The organism is Ohtaekwangia kribbensis (assembly GCF_042676245.1).
GTDB lineage: Bacteria > Bacteroidota > Bacteroidia > Cytophagales > Cyclobacteriaceae > Ohtaekwangia > Ohtaekwangia kribbensis.
On the sequence record NZ_JBHTKA010000002.1, the window covers coordinates 126744 to 149794 of the forward strand.

The following is a 23051-nucleotide window of genomic DNA, read 5'->3' on the forward strand; positions in this document are numbered from 1 at the left end:
GACCCTCAATTCGCACGTTCGAAGTGACGCTAACGCTGGTCGGTAACTCCACAAACTTTTAAATACAACCACTTTTAACAACAACCAAAATTAACCGGGTCCGTACAAGGCTATAAATAAACTTTGAATTGCAAAGTACTTTTAAATAACAGAAGCCAAACTATGGAAACCCTGCAGGAGCCTTACGTGCGAACGAACCACATTCACAATGCCTCAACAGAACGGCCACAATTACTTACGTATACAATCGGCTATGCTTTACTGGCGCTGTCATGTGTACTATATACTCTTTTCACGGCGCTTGAACTTGATGGAGGGGAGGCATTTACCTCGTTTATCGTTCAGTACATGCTGGCATTTTTATATACCGTCATACTCATTGTAGATGGCTCCTACGGCATTCGAAAAAGCTGGCGCAAGGCAAACATCCACAAGACCATAATCCTGCTCAACCTGTTTCTGATCAGTGCGTACTCACTCAACCGGAATTTAGCAGTGTTCCAGGATTCCACCAACTGGCTTTGTGTATACCTGGCTGTTACTTCACTGACTACGCTCAGCTATCGTTTCTATCCTAAACTTCCGGCATGGGTCAACAAACTGCAGCATATTATCCTTGGAAGCGCTATCGTGCTATATCTATACCTGGCACTATATGTAGCCCATCTTTACGCCATGGGCACTGTCGGCATACTGTTCTTTGGCATTGGTATGCATATCTTTGTTCCGCTTACGCTATTGATTGCCTGCATCTTTCTATTAGTACACACCTGCGGCAGAAACAAATCACTGTATTACCCGGTAATTGTAGGCGCATTGGCTACTGTAGCCTACGCAGCAAGCTTCGCCATTGAATGGAGTAACCGCAATGCGAAAATCGAGCGGATCGTGAATCAGTCCGTTATATATAACGATGTAGAATTACCGGCATGGGTAACGATCGCACAGTCTGTGGAGAGCGATTGGATAACCGAACGTATCTTAAAATCTGATCTTGTCTATACTACACCAAACATAGGAGGCGATTGGGACTTCATGCCTAACGGGGTTTCCTGGAGTGAAGTCAAGAAGCATGATCCCCTGGTATATATTGCCAGTCGATTTTCGAAAAATTCTTTATCCAAAGAAGATCGTGTAAAAATTCTTCAGTCATTCTTCCGTGGCAGACACCAGGCACAGGAGCGTTTATGGTCTGGTGACAATCTCTCGACATCTTACGTTGTGTCTGATGTCGATATATATACCGGTCTTCGTATTGCTTATACTGAAAAGTATATCAACGTTCGTAACAACGCAACACCGCAGCGCTGGTGGGGTGATACGGAAGAAGCGATCTATACATTTCAATTACCGGAGGGTTCCGTGGTAACATCGCTTTCACTCTGGATCGGTGGAAAGGAAGAGAAAGGTATACTCACCTCGAAACAGAAGGCAGCAAAGGCCTATAAAACAGTTGTAGGTATAGAACAGCGCGACCCTTCAGTCATTCATTGGCAGGAAGGCAATACGGTGTCGGTGCGTGTGTTTCCCTGCAACCGCGATGAAGAACGTAAATTCAAGATCGGCATTACATCGCCATTAACCGAAACAGACGGCAAAATATACTATAACAATATAACTTTCCTCGGCCCGAATGCCTCCGATGCAACGGAGACAACCCGCGTGCGATTCATCGGCCCGCAGAAGCATATTGAACTACCGGATGGTTTCACTGTGGATAAGAAAGGAGACTATATTTCAGAGCACACGTACAATCCCGATTTTTCGTTCTCGTTTAAAGCTCTTCCGCTACAGGAAAATCATTTTACCTTCAATGGCTATACCTATTCACTGGCAAAACATCAGCCGCGACTGGAGTTGGTTACGCTGAACACACTATACCTGGATATAAACAATAGCTGGAATCGTGAAGAGCTAGATGCGCTGTCGAGACTGACGAACCGTTATAAAATATATGCCTATAACGGGCAAGAGATGGTGCAACTTAATGATGTTGACTGGAAGCCGGTTACCGATGCTTTACTGGAACAGAGATTTTCTTTGTTTCCATTTCACCAGGTTGAAAACAGTCGTACATCGCTTGTCGTTACCAAAGGAGAAGAGCTGTCGCTGCATTTGAAGGATTTCAAGGAAAGTAAATTTGCAGAAAGTATTCGTAAATATTTCGCCTCCGGAAAGAAAGTGCGTGTATTCAATCTTGGCAAGAATACGTCCACCTATATCAATACGTTTCGCGAGTTGCGCGGACTTGCCTTTACCGATGGGACTGTGGCCGGTCTGTTGGATCACCTGGCTGATCAGACTTTCCCGTTAACCGAAGAATCGGATGAAAGTATAGTCTTGCACGCAGCTGACATGACCATTACTAAAGTCAAGGCAAAGGAAGAACTTGAGAATAACGCTCCGGATCATCTCGCACGACTCTATGCATACAATAACATCATGAGAAAAGTCGGTACAGATTACTTTAACGATGACTATATAAATGAATCGCTGGTTGATGAAGCCGCTACAGCGTATGTAGTTTCACCAGTATCAAGTCTCATAGTATTGGAGACCCAAGCAGATTATGAACGTTTCGGTATTACCGAAAAAGACAATAGCTTGCTGAATGCATCCAAAGATTCTGCAGGCGCCGTACCTGAGCCGCACGAGTGGGCGTTGATCATCCTGTTTGCGTGCTTTGTAGTATATACTATATATCAATCAAAACTTCGGGTATCATGATCAACATACTGTTGATATACATCCGGATCATCTGGAGCCGCGAGCTTGGTTGGCTTATCGGCTGGGCAGGACTGGCAGTGGCGGGAGGAGCTATTGCCTTTCCGCCCGAATTTCTTGCGGGCAGCAATGTGTTGATCGGCTTCTGTCTTTTTCCGTTTGTGCTCTTCGTACACGGAAAGCAACGAGTTAACTATATATACCTGGCCGTTGTGTTTCTGTTGGGCATAACAGCCTGTGTCTATGGCGTGCGTACATTTTACTTCCTGACGCTATTCTTTTTTATCTTGTTTCTGCTGGAAATGCATTGGGGACAACTTGACGGCCTGGTGCTCTTTCTGCTTTTGTTTATGTCGCCCTTCATTCAACAGATTATTGTCATCCTTAGCTTTCCGATCCGGTTACAACTGAGTGGCTGGGCGGGATATCTGCTCGCACAAGTTGGTATGGATGTGCAGGTAGAAGGAAACGTCATGATTCTGAATGGCGGTGCGTTCAGTGTCGATCAGGCTTGCATCGGGTTGAACATGCTGGCCACATCATTGCTGATGGGTGTATTTCTTCTCGCGCATCAGTATCGTACGCGTAAGCTTTCACTTTCGTTTCCATACCTGCTGTTGTTCTTCTCCATTGTATTTATACTCAATATCGGCAGTAATCTCTTACGCATTATTATACTGGTATTGTTCCGGATAGGACCGGAGCACGCACTGCATGCATGGGCGGGTATAGCGTGCATGGTTATCTATATTGTGATGCCGCTATATTTTATAGGCAAGGGCATGGTAGGTAAATTCGGAAAGCCTTTGATCCATGATGATGCAGACGCTCCGCTGAGAATCACAATGCGGGGAAGGATCGCGCTCACCATCGTCAGTATACTCATTTTCATTGCCGGTTTTGGTATACGACAAAACAGATCAACGTCTACTTTGCCGCATATATTGTTTCACCGTGAAGGGTTTGAGACAACCCTGCTGGATGGCGGTGTCACCAAAGTGTATAACCGTAACCTGTTGCTATACTTCAAAACAATTCCCGAGTTTTTTTCTGCTGAACACACACCGCTATTTTGCTGGAGAGGTACAGGCTATACTTTCCGCGAAATCAAAAAAACGACCATACTGGGACATGAAATCTACATTGGCCGCCTGCGAAAGACAGAAGGGAATCTATACACAGCGTGGTGGTATAGCAACGGAACGCTTCATACAATCGATCAGATAACATGGCGTTTACACATGCTAACCGGCAAGCCGCGTTTTGCGCTGATCAACGTCACCGCCAGTTCAGAAAATGTATTGCTAAAGGAATTAAATACGCTTTTAAGCAGAGAGAACTTATTTGTTAACCCGTAGTTTCTATGCGAGCATCTGAATCCGATCAACTGAAAAAACGAATCCGCGTGCTGATCATCGCGTTTATGGGAGCACTGATTTTCAGCGGCATCACCGCATTTCCTATCGAATGGGAGTTGCGTATAGCCCACACGTGGATACAGCAATGCGCATGCAGCAACACGGTAACACAGTGGCTTGAAAAGGTTTATACCGGTGTATGTGATACCAATGCCCGCTACCCGTTCATTTCGTATGGTACCGACTGGCTCGCGTTTGCACACATTGTTATCGCGATTGCATTCATCGGCCCGCTGCGTGACCCCGTGCGAAACATATGGGTCATTGAATTCGGAATGATTGCGTGTGTATGCATCTTTCCATTGGCATTTATTGCTGGTGCAGTGCGTGGTATACCGGTATATTGGCGTATACTCGACTGTCTATTCGGGGTTGTAGGAGGATTGCTTTTAGCTGCCTGCTATATCCGCGTCAAACAACTCGAACGACTGCAAACTATACATTTATGACGATTAGTATTTGCGGCAGTATAATGCAACGTCCTTGATCATATTCTTCGCGAACGCATAGGAGAGTCCTTTGCCCACATACGACTTGGCAGGATCATCGAAGAAGAATGAAGCCGAGTTTGGAACATTAAAACCCCATGAGCCTGAATAGTCAAGCTTACCGGGAAGGATAAGCGCTATATGCTTGCCACCGGTTGCTGTTGTATACAAAGCGATCACGGCTTTGCTGGCGTTGGCACTTTGCTGTGCTTCATTCAAAGCTTTTTGCTCATAGGCATAACCAAGCAAAGTCCATTGATCACCATCGATCATTGACTTTGAAATTTCATAGATCTTTAAATGACGTTTCAGTTTATCAGAATAAAACGCATTTACTTTATATACCTGGGCGAGTGATTCACTGATGAAAGAACTGCATTGAGATTTGTCAGGCGATGTAGTAGCACAGTTCATAAACTCCGTCATGGAACTGGTCAGCTCCTGTTGCCAGTTCTCGTTGAGCGTTTGTCCGTATGAAGAAAATGCGCAACACACTACCGATGCTATTGCCAGGAATGTTTTTGAAAACGAGCGCGTGCGAGCCAAACTATCAGACCTATACATATTGAAAACGTTTAGTCGGCAAACAAAATAATTTTTAATGCAACCCCGAAATTCAACCGTGCTCTAGCCGCCCCGTTGTGCACACAGTGAAGTAACAATTTCACCGGATTGCCAGGCTTTACGTCATAAATACAGAAGTTATACAACAGCTTTCGCCTGATTCACACCAGGGGTCAATTGAATATCAGCCTGAAACACCTGTATTATATACCGTTCGCGATTGACCACACAGATGTAAGAATAATACTGCTTTCGAATAACGAATGCCGGTAGATGCGCGTGAACTTTATGCAAGTACAGGATACTACCTGCTGCATAAAATTCTATATTGATCCGTTATTTCATCAACCCCGGTAAAATGTACAGGTTCACCGTCATCCTGCTGTTTAGCATTATCGTTCATCCTGCTTTGGCACAGGAGCAACATTTTCGTGCTGCTGATCTGAGAACAGAATATCTTCACAATCCGCTTGGTATAGATTGCCCGCAGCCCAGGTTTACCTGGCGATTGAATGATGCGCGACACGGTGCACGACAAACCAGCTATCGCGTTATAGTGGATACCGATTCGCTTGCATTGGTTGCCGATCGTGCCGGTATATGGAGCAGTGGCTGGGTTGAATCCGGAGATACACGTGTGATATATACCGGTCCCCAACTCAATCCTTTTACACGCTACTACTGGCGTGTTGATGTAGCCGATCATGACCGCACCAAGACTGCCAAGGGAGCTATAGCGTGGTTTGAAACAGGTATGCGAACCGTTAGCAACTGGCAAGGTGCTTGGATCAGCGATGAACATAACGAACATCAAAAAGCAGCTCCGTATTTCCGGAAAGAATTCCGTGCTTCTAAAAAGATACGTTCTGCAAAAGTATATATAGCGGCTGCCGGATTGTTTGAACTCTATATGAACGGGAAGAAGATCGGTGATCATGTGCTCGATCCGATGTATACCCGTTTCGACAGAAGAATACTGTACATCACGCACGATGTAACCCGGCAAGTGCAAAACGGAGACAACGCCCTCGGTGTTTTACTCGGCAATGGCTGGTATAACCATCAGTCAACAGCCGTGTGGAATTTTCATACAGCACCGTGGCGCGCACGACCGGCCTTTTGTCTTGACCTGCGCATTACGTATGACGATGGCAGTATAGAAACCATCACCTCGGGCAAAGGATGGAAAACATCGTTGAGTCCTGTAATCTTTAACAGCATCTATACCGCGGAACATTACGATGCGCGACAGGAGCAACCCGGATGGAATGCACCCGGTTTCAACGAAAACAATTGGAAAGATGTGATTTACCGGCAGGCGCCTGCTGAACAGATTGTGTCGCAAACCATGCACCCGGTGCGGCATGTTGAAGAAATACCGGCCCGCAGTTTTCGAAAGCTGAATGATACAACTTATATCTTCGACCTGGGCCGAAATATAGCAGGAGTAACCAAGCTACGCATACACGGTGCTGCCGGCACAACGGTACGGCTAAAGCATGGCGAGCGTCTCGCTGCAAACGGACATGTCGATCAATCCAACATCGATGCCCATTATCGCCCGGTCGGAACAAGCGATCCGTTCCAGACCGATATATATACCTTGCGAGGAACTAGTGCTGAAGAAGAGTTCATGCCACGCTTCAATTACAAGGGCTTTCAATATATAGAAGTCTCCAGCCGTGTACCCATAACGTTGAACCAGCAAAGTATAACCGGTTACTTTATGCACAGTGATGTTCCCGTTGCAGGCAGGATTCGATCTTCCAACCCGGTCATTGACAAGATCTGGTATGCTACAAACAATTCGTACCTGTCCAATCTTTTCGGTTACCCTACCGATTGTCCACAACGCGAAAAGAACGGCTGGACCGGTGATGCACAAATTGCCATTGAAACCGGCCTCTATGGATTTGATGGCATTACAGTATATGAAAAATGGATGGCCGATCATCGCGATGAACAACAACCCAACGGTGTGTTGCCATCCATCATTCCCAGCAATGGTTGGGGATACGAGTGGGGCAACGGTCCGGATTGGACCAGCACCATTGCGATCATTCCCTGGAATATATACCTGTTCTATGGCGATACCCGTATCCTTGCCGATTGCTATGATAACATGACGCGGTATATCAATCATATCTCAGCCCTGTATCCAACCGGACTCACAACGTGGGGGCTAGGCGATTGGGTGCCGGTAAAATCAAAATCTCCGGTGGAACTCACATCTACCTGCTATTACTACGCGGATGCTGTGATTGCAGCCAAAGTTGCACATATACTCGGGCATAAAGAAGACCACGTGAAATATATCGCGCTCGCTGCCAAAATCCGGGATGCTTTCAATACCAAGTATCTTCATGTAAAGACCGGTATATACAACACGGGACTGCAAACAGAACTAAGCGCACCGCTTTTCTGGGGTCTTGTACCAGACTCGCTGCGGCCAATGGTAGCCGCCAATTTAGCGAAGCGTGTAGAAGCCGATCAGTTTCACCTGGATGTTGGTCTTTTGGGACAAAAAGCAATTCTCAGTGCGCTGAGTGAAAACGGTTATGCCGATATAGCATACCGGGTAGCTGCACAGGAAACCTATCCTTCGTGGGGCTGGTGGATACGCAACGGTGCCACTACACTATATGAAAACTGGAACATACAGGCCGAACACGACATCTCCCTGAATCATATTATGTTTGGTGAAATAGGAGCATGGTTATACAAAGGTATCGGTGGCATTAAACCTGATCCGGAGAAGCCGGGCTTTAAAAACATTATCCTGCAACCCAACTTTGTGAGTGGACTGAATCAGTTTGAAGCCACACACAACGGGCCACAGGGCACCATCGTATCATCCTGGAAGCGCGATGGGAAACGCATAACCTATACGGTTGTCGTGCCCGCCAACGCAGAGGCTACTGTTTATCTGCCGGAAGTAAGCAAGCGCAAGGTATATATGGACAAGCGGGAGATCACCGCATCGCCTCAGCAATTGAAAGCCGGAACGTATACCTTTCTCTGGAAGTAAATATTATGCCTTGTGCAGTGCGATAGATGCACTGAACGGAAAGAAATTGCAGGCCGTTCGGAAATATAGTATACTTACTGTACGATGATATGTGTACGAAGCTCATATCCTGTTTATCATATAGTTATCAAGTAAGTCAGAAAAGCGTTAGATGAATTCGTTGCCCTATAACCTGGAAGCCAGTCCGCATTTTCTTGATTTTGAATTCAGCAGTACAGGCCCGAAAGGAGAAATCCGCAAGATCGTGCGGTTTACCAAAATGAAGATCGCAGATGCGAGCATCGAGGTGTATAATATAGGATTTGGAGACTATAACAAGGCTGAAGACCGGATCGATGACCTCATCGTAACCGACAATAAGGATTCGGACAAAGTAATGGCTTCAGTCACTGCAGCGGTGATGGCATTTACCGATCAGCGTCCCGAAATACTCGTGTTCGCGCAGGGTAGCACAGCGGCACGTACGCGGTATTACAATATGGTTATCGCGTACCATCACACGTCAATCAATGCAGTCTTTGATATTTGGGGACATCACGCAGGCCAGTGGGAAGTATTCAAGCGAAATAAACCCTATACGGCTATCTTGGCAAAACGCAAATAAAGTCGTAATTTTGATTTACTAAACGATTGGCCATGTCTGGAAACATCCTTCAGAAAGATCAAAGCAGCAACGACCGTAAAAAAGTTGTTATCAGTAAAAAGGTAAAGAGCCATGCGAAAGATCCTTTCTTCATAAGCAAGACAAAGGCAGCTGAGGCATTCCTTAACAAACACGGACTGCCAGCCGTTTTCACTAAATAGTCGCTGATTTAATTTTCAATAGAGGAAGCCGGACGGAAGATGTCTGGCTTTTTTGCTTTGTAGCCTCGAGCCGTGAGTTACGAGCAGCGAGTTTGAGAAGCTGCTGGCTACAGGCCTCTGGCTGCAAGGTCGGTTGTTGGGCAGGCAACGTTTTTACTTAACGGAACGGTATATATATAGATCAAACTTCCTGTGGCCAGTAGCCATTCCTAACGCAAAAGCCAGCGTTGATACCGGCTTTTGCGTTGAATAAAATATACAGGTATATATACTGGACTAGGCACTTACAACGATTGTGTGGGTGAGGGCATATCCATCAGCTACGCTTCCGGTTACCGTGGCTATTTCATTGTCTATAGAATCTGTAAAAACGCTGTCGCTGGCGTTGTACGTATATCCTGACATGCCTTTGGTATAGCCGTTGGCTGTAGATGCATTTACCAGTACAACTGCACTGTTAGAGCCTTCCGGGAAACCAATCTGTGTTACCAGTAAAGATGTACCAGACGAATTATAGATGTGCACGTGAATATGTGTAGCACGGCTCTGATACCATCCCGGGAAGATGGATACAAATGAAACTTGTCCATCGCTGTTCGTTACCTGTCTTCCGCGCAGGAAGTGTACAGAAGTATAGTCAACGGTCTGCATAGACGTTCCGCCATACTCGGAGTAATATCCGTCTTTATCACAGTGCCATATATCTACGATAGCACCTTCTAAAGCAGCACAGCTGTTGTTCTTGTCTTGTAAAGTAATAGTGATCGTAAACGCAACACCGGTTCTATCAGAACGTATATCGGTCTTCACCAGCGTTGATGGATCTTTCGTAGGGAAAGGACCAGCAGTTTCTGAATCGGTTGTTGAGCAGCTTGCAGAAGCTGATGTAACGGTAAACGTTCCGGAAGATGTAGCCGTAACACCACCAACCGTTACCGTGATCACACCAGATGTAGCACCACTCGGTACAGTAACAACAAGTTGTGTTGATGTTGCTGATACTACTGTTGCCACCACACCACCTATAGTAACGGTGTTAGAAGCTGCTGTGGTACTGAAGTTTGTTCCGGTAATAACAATGGTAGAACCTTCCGAGCCACTGCTGGTAAAGCTTGTAATGGTGGGGGAAGAACCTGTTGATGTTGTAGTCACCGTGAAATCACTTGACGATGTTCCGGTTTGTCCGTTTACGGTAACAGCGATTTTACCGGTGCTCACTCCGGAAGGAACGGTTACCGTAAGTTGTGTACTGGTAGCAGCTGTAACCGTAGCCGTTGCTCCATTAAAGGTTACGGTATTGTTGGTTGTTACCGCGCTGAAGTTAAGACCTGTAATGGTTACGGTATCACCGGCCACACCACTGGTTGGTGTAAAGCTTGTGATCGAGGGCACCGGTGTAGCGTCATCATCCTTACTGCACGAAACGATCAGCGGTGCGATAAGACCACTCATTCCCAGACTTTTCAAAAATTGCTTTCTTTCCATAGGGATATAGTTTTATAAAAGTATTACGTCTGAATGTTTGTAAAAGTGCATAAGGTAATCGTGGCATCCTCTCTTCAGGGTATATTTGAGGTAAACGCTACATTTCTCAAGGCGTACAGAAAGCTACCCTGCAGCGGGTATAGATTATAGCGATAAGTGTATGAATGACGAGATATACCCCAATTGAGGGATACAGAATAGCTGCGAGCTGTGAGTTATGAGCTGCGAGGAAAGGTTGCCGGTTGCAAGAGATACAGGGGAAGTATATATTTGAAGTATATATTTGGCTTGCAGAGACAAGAGGGAGGCAGGAGTAAGAAGTAAGAAAAAATTACCTATAGCTTCTCGTAGCTCATGGCTCGTAGCTGTATTACACCTGCTGGTGCTACTTTGCAGTAAGTATATATATCGGGCTGTTCAAGTAACATATAGATCCAGACCCAGCGGCCGGCATTTATTCTCAGGGCGCGCAACTCAAAACTCACAGCTATATATACCGTAATGCTTAACTAACACGTAGCGTCACAACAAAACAAAACCAGCGATTAGCAGCTTGCAGCCAGCAGCCTTTACTCTCGATGCTCGTGGTTCAAAGCTCACAGCTATCTAAAACGACTGCGGGCTGCCATAAATACTCAACGTATCTACGCGCAGCCCGCAGCAATGACAGTCTGTGAAGACTACTATTACTAGTTCAGGTCTTTGGTAACATCGCTTTTTACATCACCAACTTCTTTCTTCACATCATCCATAGCCGACTTGAATTCTTTTACACCTTTACCAAGGCCTTTCATGAATTCAGGAATTCTTTTGGCACCGAAGAAGACCAGCACAAAAAGTCCGATCAATAAGATTTCCTGGAAACCAACCCCACTTAAAAACAAAAGAACTGTGTTCATACGAATTATGGTTTAAATACGTGTCTTGAGAAAATTGCAGCACGCCACAACTGCGGCTGTCCGGTACAAAAGTAGTTTCTAAATTTCTTTGTTGCCAATAATACAATACATAATAGGTATAGGTTCAATATGTGTCGGTAGCGATTTGGGATGGCTGGTAAAATGCCCTGACTCAGGCTGTTATGAATAATCAGGAGAAGTGTAGAAAAGAAGTCCTGGGGTGTGACCTGGTAATAATTCGTTCATCTAACATAATTTATAGCAACCCGAAGTGGTTAAACTTCCGGCAGCGTTACGCGACACATCCTTATATTGCGGCCGCAAATTTTTCTGTGTCCTGACATGATTATCAAGAAACTCGCAGTTCCGCTCATCAACGATAAAATACTTCAGCAAGCCGAGCATGGCTACATTGCTACTGCCGCGATTACGGATGCCGGGTTTGATTTTATACGCACACGACTTCCCGGTAAAACCAAACTTGATATTGTTACGGGACTCGATGGTCTTACTTCACCAGGAGTGCTGAAACGTATCTGGCGTCATTACCAGGATCGCTTCACCGTGCGCATCTATACCCGTAACATTTTCCATGCAAATGTATATATCTTCGAATTACCCTTTCGGAAATCAGTAGGCTTTACAGGCTCGGGTGCACTGACGTTAGAAGGTTTGAAAGATCATGAAGAGATCTTTAATAAAGTTACCGATGTTAAAGAAGTGGAAGCTTTACTCTCATGGTACACTACTTACTATGAATTTGCAGAACCTCTTACTGAAGAGATGATCGCGGAGTATGAGTTACTCTATCCATACTGGAAGCAACGTGAGATCGCATCGCGCGAAGAGAAGAAACAATTTATAGCACTCACCAGTCGCGCGTTCAGTTGGGATGGCATTCGTTTCAAAACGCAATACTTTAAAAAAGAAGATTACCTCGTACTGAGCAATGCGCAGGCTGACCTCGACACCGAAGCACAACAAACCGCGCGTGCAGCGTTGAAGAGTAAATTACAACAACTGCATGAATCCATTCAAAAACATGTTGCGCGCATCAGGCTGCATGCTGACAATACAGCGAACATAAGCAGTTTAAATCCGCAGGATCATGCTGATCATAAACTCACATCGATAGGGATGATGTATGGACGCAGTGAGGCTGAATTAAAACGATACGCACCAACAGCACAGCCAGGCGATTTCATAACGCTGCAGGTGATCGTGATGCAAAAAAATATAGCGATCGCATTGGTGCCAGGCAATCCTGGCAGCGGACAAGCAGATCGTGAATTCTTCCGCTTTAAAATGCAGGAGGAAGAGTATAGGAAAACGTTTCAGACTTTGCTGACGGCACTTGGCAGTGATTACTTCATTGAAGTTGCAGGAGAACAAAAGCCGGCCGACTCATTTCAACAACCTGATATACTTTGGGAATACACCAAAGCTGATCACTGGAAACATCACCGTTTTATCATTGGAAAAATATATCAACCGGGTGATGCCGCTATAGCCAATGAAACTATTGTTCAAACTGTTGAACAGGAGTTTGAGAAGCTGATGGCGCTATACCAGCATCTGAAAGATCCGAAAGGAGCAGCCGTATAATTACTTGGTACGTTCGATCTCGCGCAGGTTCTCCATCTTCTTGTTACGCAGGAAGCCTGCTATATCTTCGAAATGTTCACGGATGCGTTTGTTTCCAAACTCGAATACTTTGTTGGCAAGACCATCGAGGAAGTCACGATCGTGCGATACAAGAATCAGCGTACCATCAAATGCCTTCAACGCATCCTTGAGTATATCTTTGGTCTTGATATCAAGGTGGTTGGTAGGTTCATCGAGTATCAACAGGTTCACCGGCTGAAGCAGCAACTTGATCATGGCGAGACGTGTCTTCTCACCACCGGAGAGGTAGCGTACCTTCTTGTCAATCGTATCACCGCTGAACATGAAGGCACCAAGTATATCTTTGATCTTCGTACGAATCTCACCTTCTGCAATCTGGTCGATCGTCTGGAAGACAGTCAATTCCTCATCGAGCAGGGAAGCCTGGTTCTGAGCAAAGTATCCGATCATGCTGTTATGACCGATCTGTACTTTACCATCAAACTCCAGCTCACTCATAATCGCTTTTACCAGCGTTGATTTACCTTCACCGTTCTTGCCAACGAACGCAATCTTCTCACCGCGTGCAATGGTCAGCGATACATCCTGCAACACGGTATGGTCACCATAACGTTTGGTAAAGCCTTCGATGATAACGGGGTAGCTACCCGAACGTGGAGCAGGAGGGAACTTGAGGTTCAGGGCAGAAGTATCCACTTCGTCTACCTGGATGATCTCGATCTTCTCCAGCATCTTTACCCGCGACTGTACTTGTAAAGTCTTCGAGTAAGTACCTTTAAAACGTTCGATAAATTCCTGAATATCAGCAATCTGTTTTTGCTGATCGTCAAATTGCTTCTGCTGTTGTTCACGTCTTTCCTTACGAAGTTGCAGGTAGTGCGTGTAGTTTGTTTTATAATCGTATATGCGTCCCATCGTTACTTCGATGGTGCGGTTGGTCAGGTTATCAACGAAAGTTTTATCGTGACTGATCACGATCACTGCCTTCGCGTTGTTGATAAGAAAATCTTCAAGCCACTGAATGGATTCAATATCCATGTGGTTGGTAGGCTCATCCAATAAAATCAGGTCAGGCTTCTGTAAAAGAATTTTAGCAAGCTCGATGCGCATGCGCCAGCCACCGCTGAATTCATTGGTAGGACGTGTAAAATCAGAACGAACGAAGCCAAGTCCCATCAACGTCTTTTCAACCTCTGCATCGAAATTGATCTCTTCGATGGAATAGTATTTCTCACTTAGCTCGGACACCTGCTCAATGATCTTCGAGTATTCATCGGATTCGTAATCCGTACGTGTTTCCAACTGGCGGTTCAGCTCATCCATTTCATTCTTCATATTCAGGATGCGCGAGAAAGCCTTTGATGCTTCTTCGAACACGGTACAGTTATCTTCGGTCAGTAAATGTTGTGGCAGGTACGCGATGATGGCATCTTTCGGAGCAGACACCTTTCCGCGTGTAGGCTTGTTAACACCAGCGATGATCTTGAGCAGGGTAGATTTACCTGCACCGTTCTTGCCCATTAAGGCAATTCTATCGTTTTCATTGATGTTAAAAGTGATGTTACTAAAAAGCGCTGAACCGTTGAACTCAACACTAACCGCGTCTACTGAAATCATGATCTGAAAAATAAGAGCGCAAAGATATAATTTTTATCCCCGCAGAGAAACGTGGGGGGCCGCAGATAACACACATTTAAGCAGAAGAACCAAGTAATTAATAAGTCCGCGAATAATAAAGTTTCAGAGAAAATCCATTTCCTCTGCGGGCCAAAACCTACAGCAAAGCCCTGCGTACCGCCGGTGCTACCTGTGTGCCGAAGAGTTCGATGGAACGCATCATTTGTGCATGCGGCATGGTGCCAACACTCATCTGCGCCAGGAAGCGGGTATGTTTAAACAGCTCGTGCTCATACAGAATCTTGTCGATTACCTGCTGCGGACTTCCTACCAGTAGGGATCCCGTTGGCTCGCGCATCATCTCATAATGCTCACGATCCATAGGAGGCCATCCGCGCTCGCGACCAATGCGCGACATGGTATCGGCATACGAAGGATAAAATTCATCCGCAGCGCGTTGTGATGTGTCTGCTATATAGGTATGCGAGTTGATGCTTACCTGTAGGCTATCCATTGCGTGGCCAGCTTCTTGGGCTGTCTCGCGATAGAAATTTACATGGGGAGCAAAACGACCTGGTGTACCGCCGATTATAGCCAGTGCCATGGGTAAACCGAGCATCGCGGCACGGGCAATAGATTCGGGTGTGCCGCCAATAGCAATCCATATCGGAAGCTTGTCTTGATGCGGACGCGGATATATACCTGAGTTCTGAATGGAAGGTCTGTGCTTGCCTTGCCACGTTACTTTCTCCTGCGCGTTGATCTTCAGCAACAAGTCCAGTTTCTCGGAAAACAGCGCATCATAATCACGCAAGTCATACCCAAATAACGGAAATGATTCGATGAATGAACCTCTGCCCACCATCAACTCGGCTCGACCTCCGGATAATAAATCGATCGTTGAAAAATCCTGGAAGACGCGAACGGGATCATCGGAACTCAACACTGTAACAGCACTCGATAATTTTATTTTAGTCGTGCGCGCAGCAGCAGCCCCCAACACAACCGCCGGCGAAGAAACTATATAATCAGGACGATGATGTTCACCGACAGCAAAAACATCGAGACCAACTTGCTCAGCCAATGTAACTTCTTCCATCAAATCAATCATGCGTTGATGAGCACTTATCTTTTTTCCGGTTGCCGGGTCTGCCGTCAATTCAGCAAACGTATATATACCTAATTCCATTACAATAATTTATTTACGCATGACAATTGTGCGACCAATAAAGTTCAATTTCCAATAGGGATGATATACATAGTTGAGAGCGCGCACGGCATGCTAACCGATGCCTCCATCCGTGGTTACTTTGCGCGGCATAGAGATGAGAGTACGTTCATAGCTGGTATATTCCGGAATGCACACAATAAATTCGCTGCCTTCTCCGGGTTCACTCTTTACCGCTATATCTCCTTTATTCTCGGTGAGTAATTCTTTGCATAACGTAAGGCCGAGTCCGGTTCCTTTCTCGTTGTTGGTGCCGGGCTGGGTAACATTCTCGTTCAGCTTGAAAAGCTTTTGCTGTATCTCGTATGGAATACCAACGCCCTGATCCCTGACAGATATATAGAGTGAATCCTGATCAGTTGTAACCGAAAGAATTACCGCTGTACCTGCATGACTGAATTTTATACCGTTGGATATAAGATTTCGCACCACTGTATCTATAGCATGATAGTCACCATAGCCATATTGTACATCGGCCGGATGAAAAACCAGTTGTATACCTTTACTTTCCGCCATGGTTTGGTAGAGGGCGATGTTCTTGCGGATCAGATCGGTGGTGTTGATCTTGGTAAATGTCCACTTGCGTTTGCGTGACGATGTCATCGACCACTCCAGTATATTATTGAGAAGTTCCGTGAGATTGTCAAGTGAGTTGTCAATCTTCATGCGCATCTCGATCAGCTCTTCCGGTGTAAGCGCATCCACATGTTCTGTTATCAGATACGAGAATCCTTTCAATGAATTGAGTGGTCCGCGAAGGTCGTGCGACAGGATAGAAAAGAATCTGTCCTTTTCATTATTCAACTTCGCCAGGTCTTCACGTTGTTGCTCTATTTCTTTATTCTTTTGTGCGAGTATATTTTTCTTGCTTCGTGTTGTTTTATAGGCATAGTATAGCAATACCACTACCAGCACCAGCAATACCACACCGGCAGTAAGCGAATACGTAATCACATTTTTACTTTGTATTCTGGCTTGCTGCAGTTCCTGTTCCTTCTTCAGCAATACAATCTCTCTTTCCTTTTCATCGAGATTGAATTTAGCTTTCAGCTCCTCCAGGTTTGCTTTGTTGGTCTGGTCGTTGAGACTATCCGCCAAACGGTTATAAAGTTTCTGATAACTTAAGGACACTTTATAATTACCACGCTTCTCTTCAATGGAAGCCAGCAGTTTACTGGCACTCAGCATGGGAGAGAATGCCCGTACTTCTTCACCGCCTTTTAATCCCAGGTTAGCATACCGGATCGCTTCATTTACTTTACCCTGACTTCTTTTTACCCGTGCAATGGCTACATAGTTGTTGGCCTGCGCATGTATATCTTTTGTTTTAATGTAGATACTGTCAGCCTTCAGATAGTAGAGGAGAGCCTCATCCCATTCTTCATTATTCTCCGAGATAGAGCCGAGGTTGCTATAGCTTCGCGAAATACCATACAGATTGTTACTCTTCTCTTTGATCTTCAACGACAGTATAAAATACTTCTTCGCAGAAGCTTCATCGCCAAGCTCCTGGTATATTATACCGATATTGTTAAGGGCATACGATTCACCTTTTTCATCGCCCGTCTTTTTGAAGATCTCAAGCGCCTGCTTGAAATAGTCCAGCGACTTCTGGTAATCTTCCGAATTGGCATATACGATGCTGATATCATTTAGTGAATTCGCAATCTGGACATCATCTCCGATTTCGCGGTATAATTTCAACGCATCGAACATATCGGTTAATGCATCTGCAGCTGTGCCGTCATGATCTCTTTTCAGACGACCGATCTGAAGCAAGGCATCCGCTTTACCTTTTACATAGTGAATGGCATTTGCTTTGTCGAGACTCGTTTGCGCGAAGTACATGGCAGAATCCGGAAGGAAACTCTGATACTTCATAGACAGTTCGAACAGGATCTTTACCCGTTGCGTATCGCTTGTAGTCTTCTTCAGCTCCTGTTGAAGGCTGTCAATACTCTCCAGTTTCTGACCGTTGGCTGGAATCAGGTAAATATAGAATAGTGCACAGACAAGAATACTTACAATTTTACGATTCATTCTGGTCTGTTTAGGCGACACAAATTGGGGGCGTATCATCGTCAGCAACAAATATATAAGTTTATAGCTAAACGACTTATAACGAATAAAAAAACAACGCATACATTTCAGAAAACTTTCCGTATGTATGTTAGGCAGTGCCTTTGCGTTGTAAGTGTTCCTTCGTGTGACAACGATATCCGACAACGCCTGCTGTAAGCTATATTACGCCTGCCAGTAACTAACCACCTGCAACGCCAGTACAAACACCGATACCACTGCCATGAGACTGATGATCAGGAAAGCAATGCCTTTACCTTTAAGTTCATCATGAACCGATGACTGCTGTATCTCGAAAATCCGGAAGAGTGTTTTGGTGGATCGCCAGGAGAACACGCAGAACAAGGCCAGCGAAATAAATATACCGGCAAGACGAGCGGCTGCTACATCGGAGAAGATCAGGTAACCTATAAAAAGTGAAATGCAACCAGACATACCTCCGGAGATAAGTGCAGTCTTTGCTTTTAACCCGATGAAAATGACGGAGACTATACCGCAGATGATTAAAAACGAACCGTAGAAATACAAAAGTGTAACAACCGTGTACTGATTCATAGAAGTTATATATCGGCTATAAATATAAGACAGCCATTGGAACCTCGCGGAAAAATGACTATAAATCTTTTATACCCGGTGATGCGATAAGCGTCTATTGTAGAATAACATCATAAAAATATTCATATTTGCTTCTTCATGACATTACTGGAAGTATCAAAAATATCGAAGCGGGCCGAAACAGATTTTACACTGGAGCCGATCAGTTTTTCACAACGAAAACTTCAGAAGATTGCTATAGCGGGCGAAACCGGTTCAGGCAAAAGTACATTGATGAAAATCATTGCCGGCTTGGTTCAGCCGGATGAAGGCCAGGTTATCTTTGAAGGAAAGGCCATTGAAGGTCCGCAGGATAAATTGATACCGGGCCATCCCGGTATATCATACTTGTCGCAGCACTTTGAGTTGCCAAAGTTTTTGCGCGTGGAGCAGGTACTTGCATACTCCAATATGCTAACCGATCAGCAAGCCAATACTATATATGAAGTTTGCGAAATTACGCACTTGCTGAAGCGAAAAACCGATCAGTTATCCGGAGGAGAACGGCAACGTATAGCACTTGCCAAGTTACTGATTGCATCACCCAGACTTTTGTTACTGGATGAACCGTTCACCAACCTTGACATGATTCACAAGAATACGTTGAAGGCTGTGATCCGGAACATTGGGAAAGAACTGAAAATTACCTGCATGCTCATTTCACATGATGCTGTCGATATACTCTCGTGGGCCGATCAGATCGTAGTCATGCGCAATGGACAGATGGTACAGAAAGCTGCACCGGAGAAAATATACCGTCAGCCGGCTGATGAATATGTTGCCGGTCTCTTTGGTAAATATACCCTCATAGACCTGACGCAGTCTCCTGAATTTTCGCGGATTCTTAAAGTCAACACAAAAGGTAAACGCCTGTTTATACGTCCCGAAAATTTCAACATAGCCAAGCGGTCAAAAACAAGTATGCCAGGAAAAGTAAACAAGATCAGCTTCTGCGGAAGCTATTATGAACTGGAAGTTTCTATAGCTACGAATGTTATTATTGTAACGACTCCGACCTGTTCCCTGAAGAGCGGTGATCCGGTATATATATCCCTGGCAGACTATTTTCTTTTATAGGATGCTCAGCAGATCAGTGACGCTGCACGATAATACCTTTTATAGAGTATGAGGCAGGAGATGGGCAGATTCAGCAACGCCACCAGCTCCATCTTCCGGAATAAGATCGCCACAAAAACCATAACAGTTATAACCGTGAGACACCAGAGGTAACTCCGCATCGTAGTGGGTATAACGAGGAGAGTGCATCGAAAGAGCATCGTCATGCCGAGTGCAAAAAAAAACAGCAGCAAAGCAGTTGATAGCGGGAGTGAGGCTACCAATATTATACCCTCCGGTAAAAGCAACAAGGCATACAACAAGACCAGGTAAATATATAACCGAATACGGCTGATCGGAAAGTTTCGAATAAATGATAGATACTTCTGTTGAAAACGAAACTCCTGGAATACCAGTACCGCGTGCGCCAGACTCACCAGCAACATGACAATTCCTGCGGCACGAAGATCAGTCGCATCAGAAAAGAAATAGGACAAACTGAATATACTAAGTAAGGCGAAACCTTTTGTGAGTAGATACGTGAGTTTTTGCTGATCAATTACATGGTACAGAAATAACGTAAACAAAGGCTTTGCACGATTACGTATTATATAGAGAATGAAGTTTGATTTTACTTCAGCCAGTTGATTAACCAGTCGCATGTATATAGCCGCACTGAGTAGTATCAGCAAAACTATATATCCAAGTACAATAAAAGGAGCAAGGTGGTAACCAAAAATAACTCCTACGATAAGTGTTATCAAGGCATATACCAGTGCCGGTAATAGTATTACCGATTGAGTCAACACCCAGCTCTGAAATTGTTTCAGCCTCGGGAACGATCTTACACTATAGAATATAAAAAGGTTGCTCTCCAGTTGCAGTTGCTGTCTGACGTATTGCCAGCTTTTATAGGCATAGATGAACCACACTATAAAAACCACCATCATCATACCGGGCGAACTCAGCAATGAAAGTGTGAAGATCAAACGCTCTGTGATGCGTTGTGCCGGTTCGAGGTGCGTTTCATTTAGCGGTATAATAAATACACAATAGCATGCTACCGTACCGAAAAGCAGCGCCAGGAAACCCGCGTGCACGCGATAAAAACCGGTAGCAAATAGTTTAATCAATGTACGAGTAAGCGGTAGACGCGTCATATATAGGTTACGGTTTGCCGATCAACCAGCAGCGTACGCAATGCAGGTATAACCTGTGTCTCAAGCGGCTGATGAGACGATAGCAGAAATGTTGTCCCAGATTTGCTGTGTCGTTCGGTAATCCAGGTATATAGTATCTGTAACGATTCTGTATCCATCGTAACCAAGGGTTCGTCCAGCAAAATTATTTCGGCATTTCCCAGGAAGGCTAGTACCAGCGACAACTTCTTCAGCATGCCGCTGGAGTATATACCCAACGGTTCATTTATATAGGTCTGCATTTTCATGCTTTCAATAAAGTAAGGCGCCTGTTGTGGCGGTGCATCTTTCGCTGCTGCAAACAGACGTATCATTTCCGTGCCGGTAAGAAAACCGGGAAATATAGGGGCCGCCTCTGCAACGTTTACCAGCTTCCGGTAGACTACAGGTTGTTTCTGTATACTTACACCATTTATCCGTATATCACCGTGAAAGGGGAGTATGCCCGCAATGGCTTTGAGTAATGTACTTTTGCCAGAGCCATTTATACCTTTAATCCAATAGATGCCTTGCTCCATACGCAAGTCATCAATCTTCAATACCAGGAATTCATTGTATAATTTACGGAACTGCTCCAGGTGCAACATGCGCGAAAACTATATATACACTCAATTAGTGTAGCGCACCCCATGAGAATTACAGCCTGAAGCAAGAATAATTTTTTATTGCTTACCTGATAAGCTGCGGAAAATTAGCAACCACTTCGAGCGATTGCTTTTGATATTGATTGGGAGAGAAACCGGCAAACTCCTGGAAGGCGCGAATAAAATGAGACTGATCAGCATAACCATTCTCGAACGCTATATCCGATAGTTTGGTATACTTGTTATTTCTCAATTGATGGAGCGATGCCTGAAAGCGACAGATGCGAGCAAACAATTTAGGACTTATACCTACACTCTGGTTGAACTTCCGCTCAAGGCTACGTTCAGATATCTGAAGGCGCTGCTGAAGATCGCGTAATGAAACACTGCCGTGCGATGCAATAATCTCGCTGATCACAAATTGTATGGCCTTATCGGTTTGTACATTGTTCTTTTGTATCTGAAGAAATAAAAAGGAAGAAAGTATCTCTACCTGGTCGTGTACCGAAGATGCACTGAGTAATTTATTCGACAACGGAACGCCATGCTCTTCCGATAGTGCATTAAGATCAATGCAGGTATCCGTTAACTCGTTCGCATTAAAACCAAAGATCAACTTCAATGCATTGGGATAAAAGCTCGCACCCAAGGCCTGAAATTCTCCACCGGTACGTATCTCGCGCGGACGTGTAGTTTGTCCATATAAAAACAACGCGGGGAGATCTTCTTTTATCTCGTCATAAAAATTTCCTTTCTCCGCCTGTTGGAAAATAAATCCCGGGCAGCCATCCGCCACCGGACCGAATGTCTTCGGTACCGTGCTGTCGCACGTGCTTTCCAGTGTCCAGAAATACCGGATATAATTCTTGATATAGCCTGGGGGTTGTATCTGATGGTATTGCATCTTCCTGCATGCCTTTTGCTTCCCTGTAACGGATAAAAGGACGAATTGTATTCAAGTCCATTACAGAAAAGCAAGGTTTATGCAAGATGTCTTCTTTCAGGCAAATATACCAGTGACATGCCCGTAAATTCAGTACGACAAGCCAGGCGCTTTTCGGAGATAGCGGCTATCGTTTAATTGTTTTAACATAAAATCAGCAACATCCGCGCGCGCTATTTTCAGCGTAACATCTTTAGCAGTCGCTGAAAACCCGTGATGATATACTCCCGTGTGTGGTCCATCTGTAAAAGCAGCAGGTCGAACAATAGTCCAATCGAGATTACTTCGCATAATATAGGCCTCCTGTTTTTCGTGATCAGCATACGCTTCACGAAGAAACATGCCGAACATAATATACTTCCAGAAAAAATTCAGGTTACCGCGGCTATCGCCAGCGCCCAGTGTTGTCTCACAGATCAAACGCTTCACACCGGTTTGCTCCATAGCCTGGATAACATGCAACGTTCCTTGTGAGCGCACATTTCCTTTGCGGCCCGATCCGATGGCGCACAACACCGCATCATGTCCCTTGACAGCTTTTACAACGGAGGCAGCATCCATAAGATCGCCCTGTGCAGAATGAAGGTTGGGATGTTTGATTTGTAGTTTGGCAGGATCGCGCACAAATGCAGCGACAGTGTGTCCTGCATCAAGCGCCTGTTTTACAAGGTGGATACCTATACTTCCTGTAGATCCGAAAATAATAATCTTCATA

19 protein-coding genes are annotated in these 23051 nt (G+C 45.0%); 8 read left to right on the forward strand and 11 right to left on the reverse strand.

The window, feature by feature from the left end; all coding sequences use genetic code 11:
- Positions 1 to 162: 162 nt before the first annotated feature.
- Genes ACFQ21_RS10025 through ACFQ21_RS10035 form a run of 3 tightly spaced genes read left to right on the forward strand, consistent with a single transcriptional unit; the run spans position 163 to position 4591 of the window.
- On the forward strand, positions 163 to 2727 hold the full coding sequence (locus tag ACFQ21_RS10025) for an XrtN system VIT domain-containing protein (RefSeq protein WP_377578511.1): 2565 nt from the start codon (positions 163 to 165) through the stop codon (positions 2725 to 2727).
- Positions 2724 to 4082 (forward strand): exosortase N, encoded by a 1359-nt coding sequence (gene xrtN, locus ACFQ21_RS10030; RefSeq protein WP_377578513.1) that lies wholly within the window; start codon positions 2724 to 2726, stop codon positions 4080 to 4082. The genes ACFQ21_RS10025 and xrtN overlap by 4 nt, the downstream gene beginning before the upstream one ends.
- 5 nt (positions 4083 to 4087) lie before the next feature.
- Positions 4088 to 4591 carry a hypothetical protein gene (locus ACFQ21_RS10035; protein WP_377578515.1) on the forward strand — a complete coding sequence of 168 codons (504 nt, stop codon included), beginning with the start codon at positions 4088 to 4090 and terminating at the stop codon, positions 4589 to 4591.
- A 3-nt stretch (positions 4592 to 4594) separates the two neighbouring features.
- Here ACFQ21_RS10035 and ACFQ21_RS10040 read toward each other — a convergent pair whose 3' ends face one another.
- Complete coding sequence (locus ACFQ21_RS10040; protein ID WP_377578517.1) at positions 4595 to 5194, reverse strand: hypothetical protein; 600 nt, start codon at positions 5192 to 5194, stop codon at positions 4595 to 4597.
- A 358-nt stretch (positions 5195 to 5552) separates the two neighbouring features.
- Between ACFQ21_RS10040 and ACFQ21_RS10045 the strand changes: the two genes are divergently transcribed.
- The 3 genes from ACFQ21_RS10045 (at position 5553) to ACFQ21_RS10055 (ending at position 9026) form a co-directional block, all read left to right on the forward strand.
- Entirely contained in the window at positions 5553 to 8222 is a 2670-nt protein-coding gene (locus tag ACFQ21_RS10045; protein ID WP_377578519.1) for an alpha-L-rhamnosidase, read from the forward strand.
- 151 nt (positions 8223 to 8373) lie between these two features.
- Positions 8374 to 8826 carry a DUF6934 family protein gene (locus ACFQ21_RS10050; protein WP_377578521.1) on the forward strand — a complete coding sequence of 151 codons (453 nt, stop codon included), beginning with the start codon at positions 8374 to 8376 and terminating at the stop codon, positions 8824 to 8826.
- 32 nt (positions 8827 to 8858) lie between these two features.
- Positions 8859 to 9026, forward strand: coding sequence for a hypothetical protein (locus ACFQ21_RS10055; RefSeq protein ID WP_377578523.1), 168 nt, complete (start codon positions 8859 to 8861; stop codon positions 9024 to 9026).
- Positions 9027 to 9302: 276 nt separating this feature from the next.
- On the opposite strand, the gene ACFQ21_RS10060 is transcribed toward ACFQ21_RS10055, so the two are convergent.
- Together ACFQ21_RS10060 and ACFQ21_RS10065 are read right to left on the reverse strand one after the other, a co-directional pair.
- Complete coding sequence (locus ACFQ21_RS10060) at positions 9303 to 10511, reverse strand: IPT/TIG domain-containing protein (RefSeq protein ID WP_377578525.1); 1209 nt, start codon at positions 10509 to 10511, stop codon at positions 9303 to 9305.
- 689 nt (positions 10512 to 11200) lie between these two features.
- A complete protein-coding gene (locus tag ACFQ21_RS10065; protein ID WP_377578527.1) occupies positions 11201 to 11410 on the reverse strand; it encodes a Sec-independent protein translocase subunit TatA/TatB in 210 nt (69 codons plus the stop codon).
- Between the two features lie 342 nt (positions 11411 to 11752).
- Between ACFQ21_RS10065 and ACFQ21_RS10070 the strand changes: the two genes are divergently transcribed.
- The gene (locus ACFQ21_RS10070; protein ID WP_377578529.1) at positions 11753 to 13015 is read left to right on the forward strand and encodes a hypothetical protein; all 1263 of its coding nucleotides are present in this window, start codon (positions 11753 to 11755) and stop codon (positions 13013 to 13015) included.
- On the opposite strand, the gene ACFQ21_RS10075 is transcribed toward ACFQ21_RS10070, so the two are convergent.
- The 4 genes from ACFQ21_RS10075 to ACFQ21_RS10090 all read right to left on the reverse strand — a co-directional run bounded on the left by ACFQ21_RS10075 (position 13016) and on the right by ACFQ21_RS10090 (position 18515).
- Positions 13016 to 14653: an ABC-F family ATP-binding cassette domain-containing protein gene (locus ACFQ21_RS10075; protein WP_377578531.1), complete on the reverse strand. Its 1638-nt coding sequence runs from the start codon at positions 14651 to 14653 to the stop codon at positions 13016 to 13018.
- Between the two features lie 157 nt (positions 14654 to 14810).
- The gene (locus ACFQ21_RS10080; RefSeq protein WP_377578533.1) at positions 14811 to 15842 is read right to left on the reverse strand and encodes an LLM class flavin-dependent oxidoreductase; all 1032 of its coding nucleotides are present in this window, start codon (positions 15840 to 15842) and stop codon (positions 14811 to 14813) included.
- A 93-nt stretch (positions 15843 to 15935) separates the two neighbouring features.
- Positions 15936 to 17921: an ATP-binding protein gene (locus tag ACFQ21_RS10085; RefSeq protein ID WP_377578535.1), complete on the reverse strand. Its 1986-nt coding sequence runs from the start codon at positions 17919 to 17921 to the stop codon at positions 15936 to 15938.
- Between the two features lie 204 nt (positions 17922 to 18125).
- Positions 18126 to 18515: a hypothetical protein gene (locus ACFQ21_RS10090; protein ID WP_377578537.1), complete on the reverse strand. Its 390-nt coding sequence runs from the start codon at positions 18513 to 18515 to the stop codon at positions 18126 to 18128.
- Between the two features lie 138 nt (positions 18516 to 18653).
- Between ACFQ21_RS10090 and ACFQ21_RS10095 the strand changes: the two genes are divergently transcribed.
- The gene (locus ACFQ21_RS10095; protein ID WP_377578539.1) at positions 18654 to 19631 is read left to right on the forward strand and encodes an ABC transporter ATP-binding protein; all 978 of its coding nucleotides are present in this window, start codon (positions 18654 to 18656) and stop codon (positions 19629 to 19631) included.
- A 5-nt stretch (positions 19632 to 19636) separates the two neighbouring features.
- Here ACFQ21_RS10095 and ACFQ21_RS10100 read toward each other — a convergent pair whose 3' ends face one another.
- The 4 genes from ACFQ21_RS10100 to ACFQ21_RS10115 form a co-directional block, all read right to left on the reverse strand.
- The gene (locus ACFQ21_RS10100) at positions 19637 to 20770 is read right to left on the reverse strand and encodes a hypothetical protein (RefSeq protein WP_377578541.1); all 1134 of its coding nucleotides are present in this window, start codon (positions 20768 to 20770) and stop codon (positions 19637 to 19639) included.
- Complete coding sequence (locus tag ACFQ21_RS10105; RefSeq protein ID WP_377578543.1) at positions 20767 to 21396, reverse strand: ABC transporter ATP-binding protein; 630 nt, start codon at positions 21394 to 21396, stop codon at positions 20767 to 20769. Before ACFQ21_RS10105 ends, ACFQ21_RS10100 begins: the two co-directional genes overlap by 4 nt.
- An 82-nt stretch (positions 21397 to 21478) precedes the next feature.
- On the reverse strand, positions 21479 to 22297 hold the full coding sequence (locus tag ACFQ21_RS10110; RefSeq protein ID WP_377578545.1) for a DUF6597 domain-containing transcriptional factor: 819 nt from the start codon (positions 22295 to 22297) through the stop codon (positions 21479 to 21481).
- A 129-nt stretch (positions 22298 to 22426) separates the two neighbouring features.
- Positions 22427 to 23050 carry an NAD(P)-dependent oxidoreductase gene (locus tag ACFQ21_RS10115; RefSeq protein WP_377578547.1) on the reverse strand — a complete coding sequence of 208 codons (624 nt, stop codon included), beginning with the start codon at positions 23048 to 23050 and terminating at the stop codon, positions 22427 to 22429.
- Position 23051 lies beyond the last annotated feature (1 nt).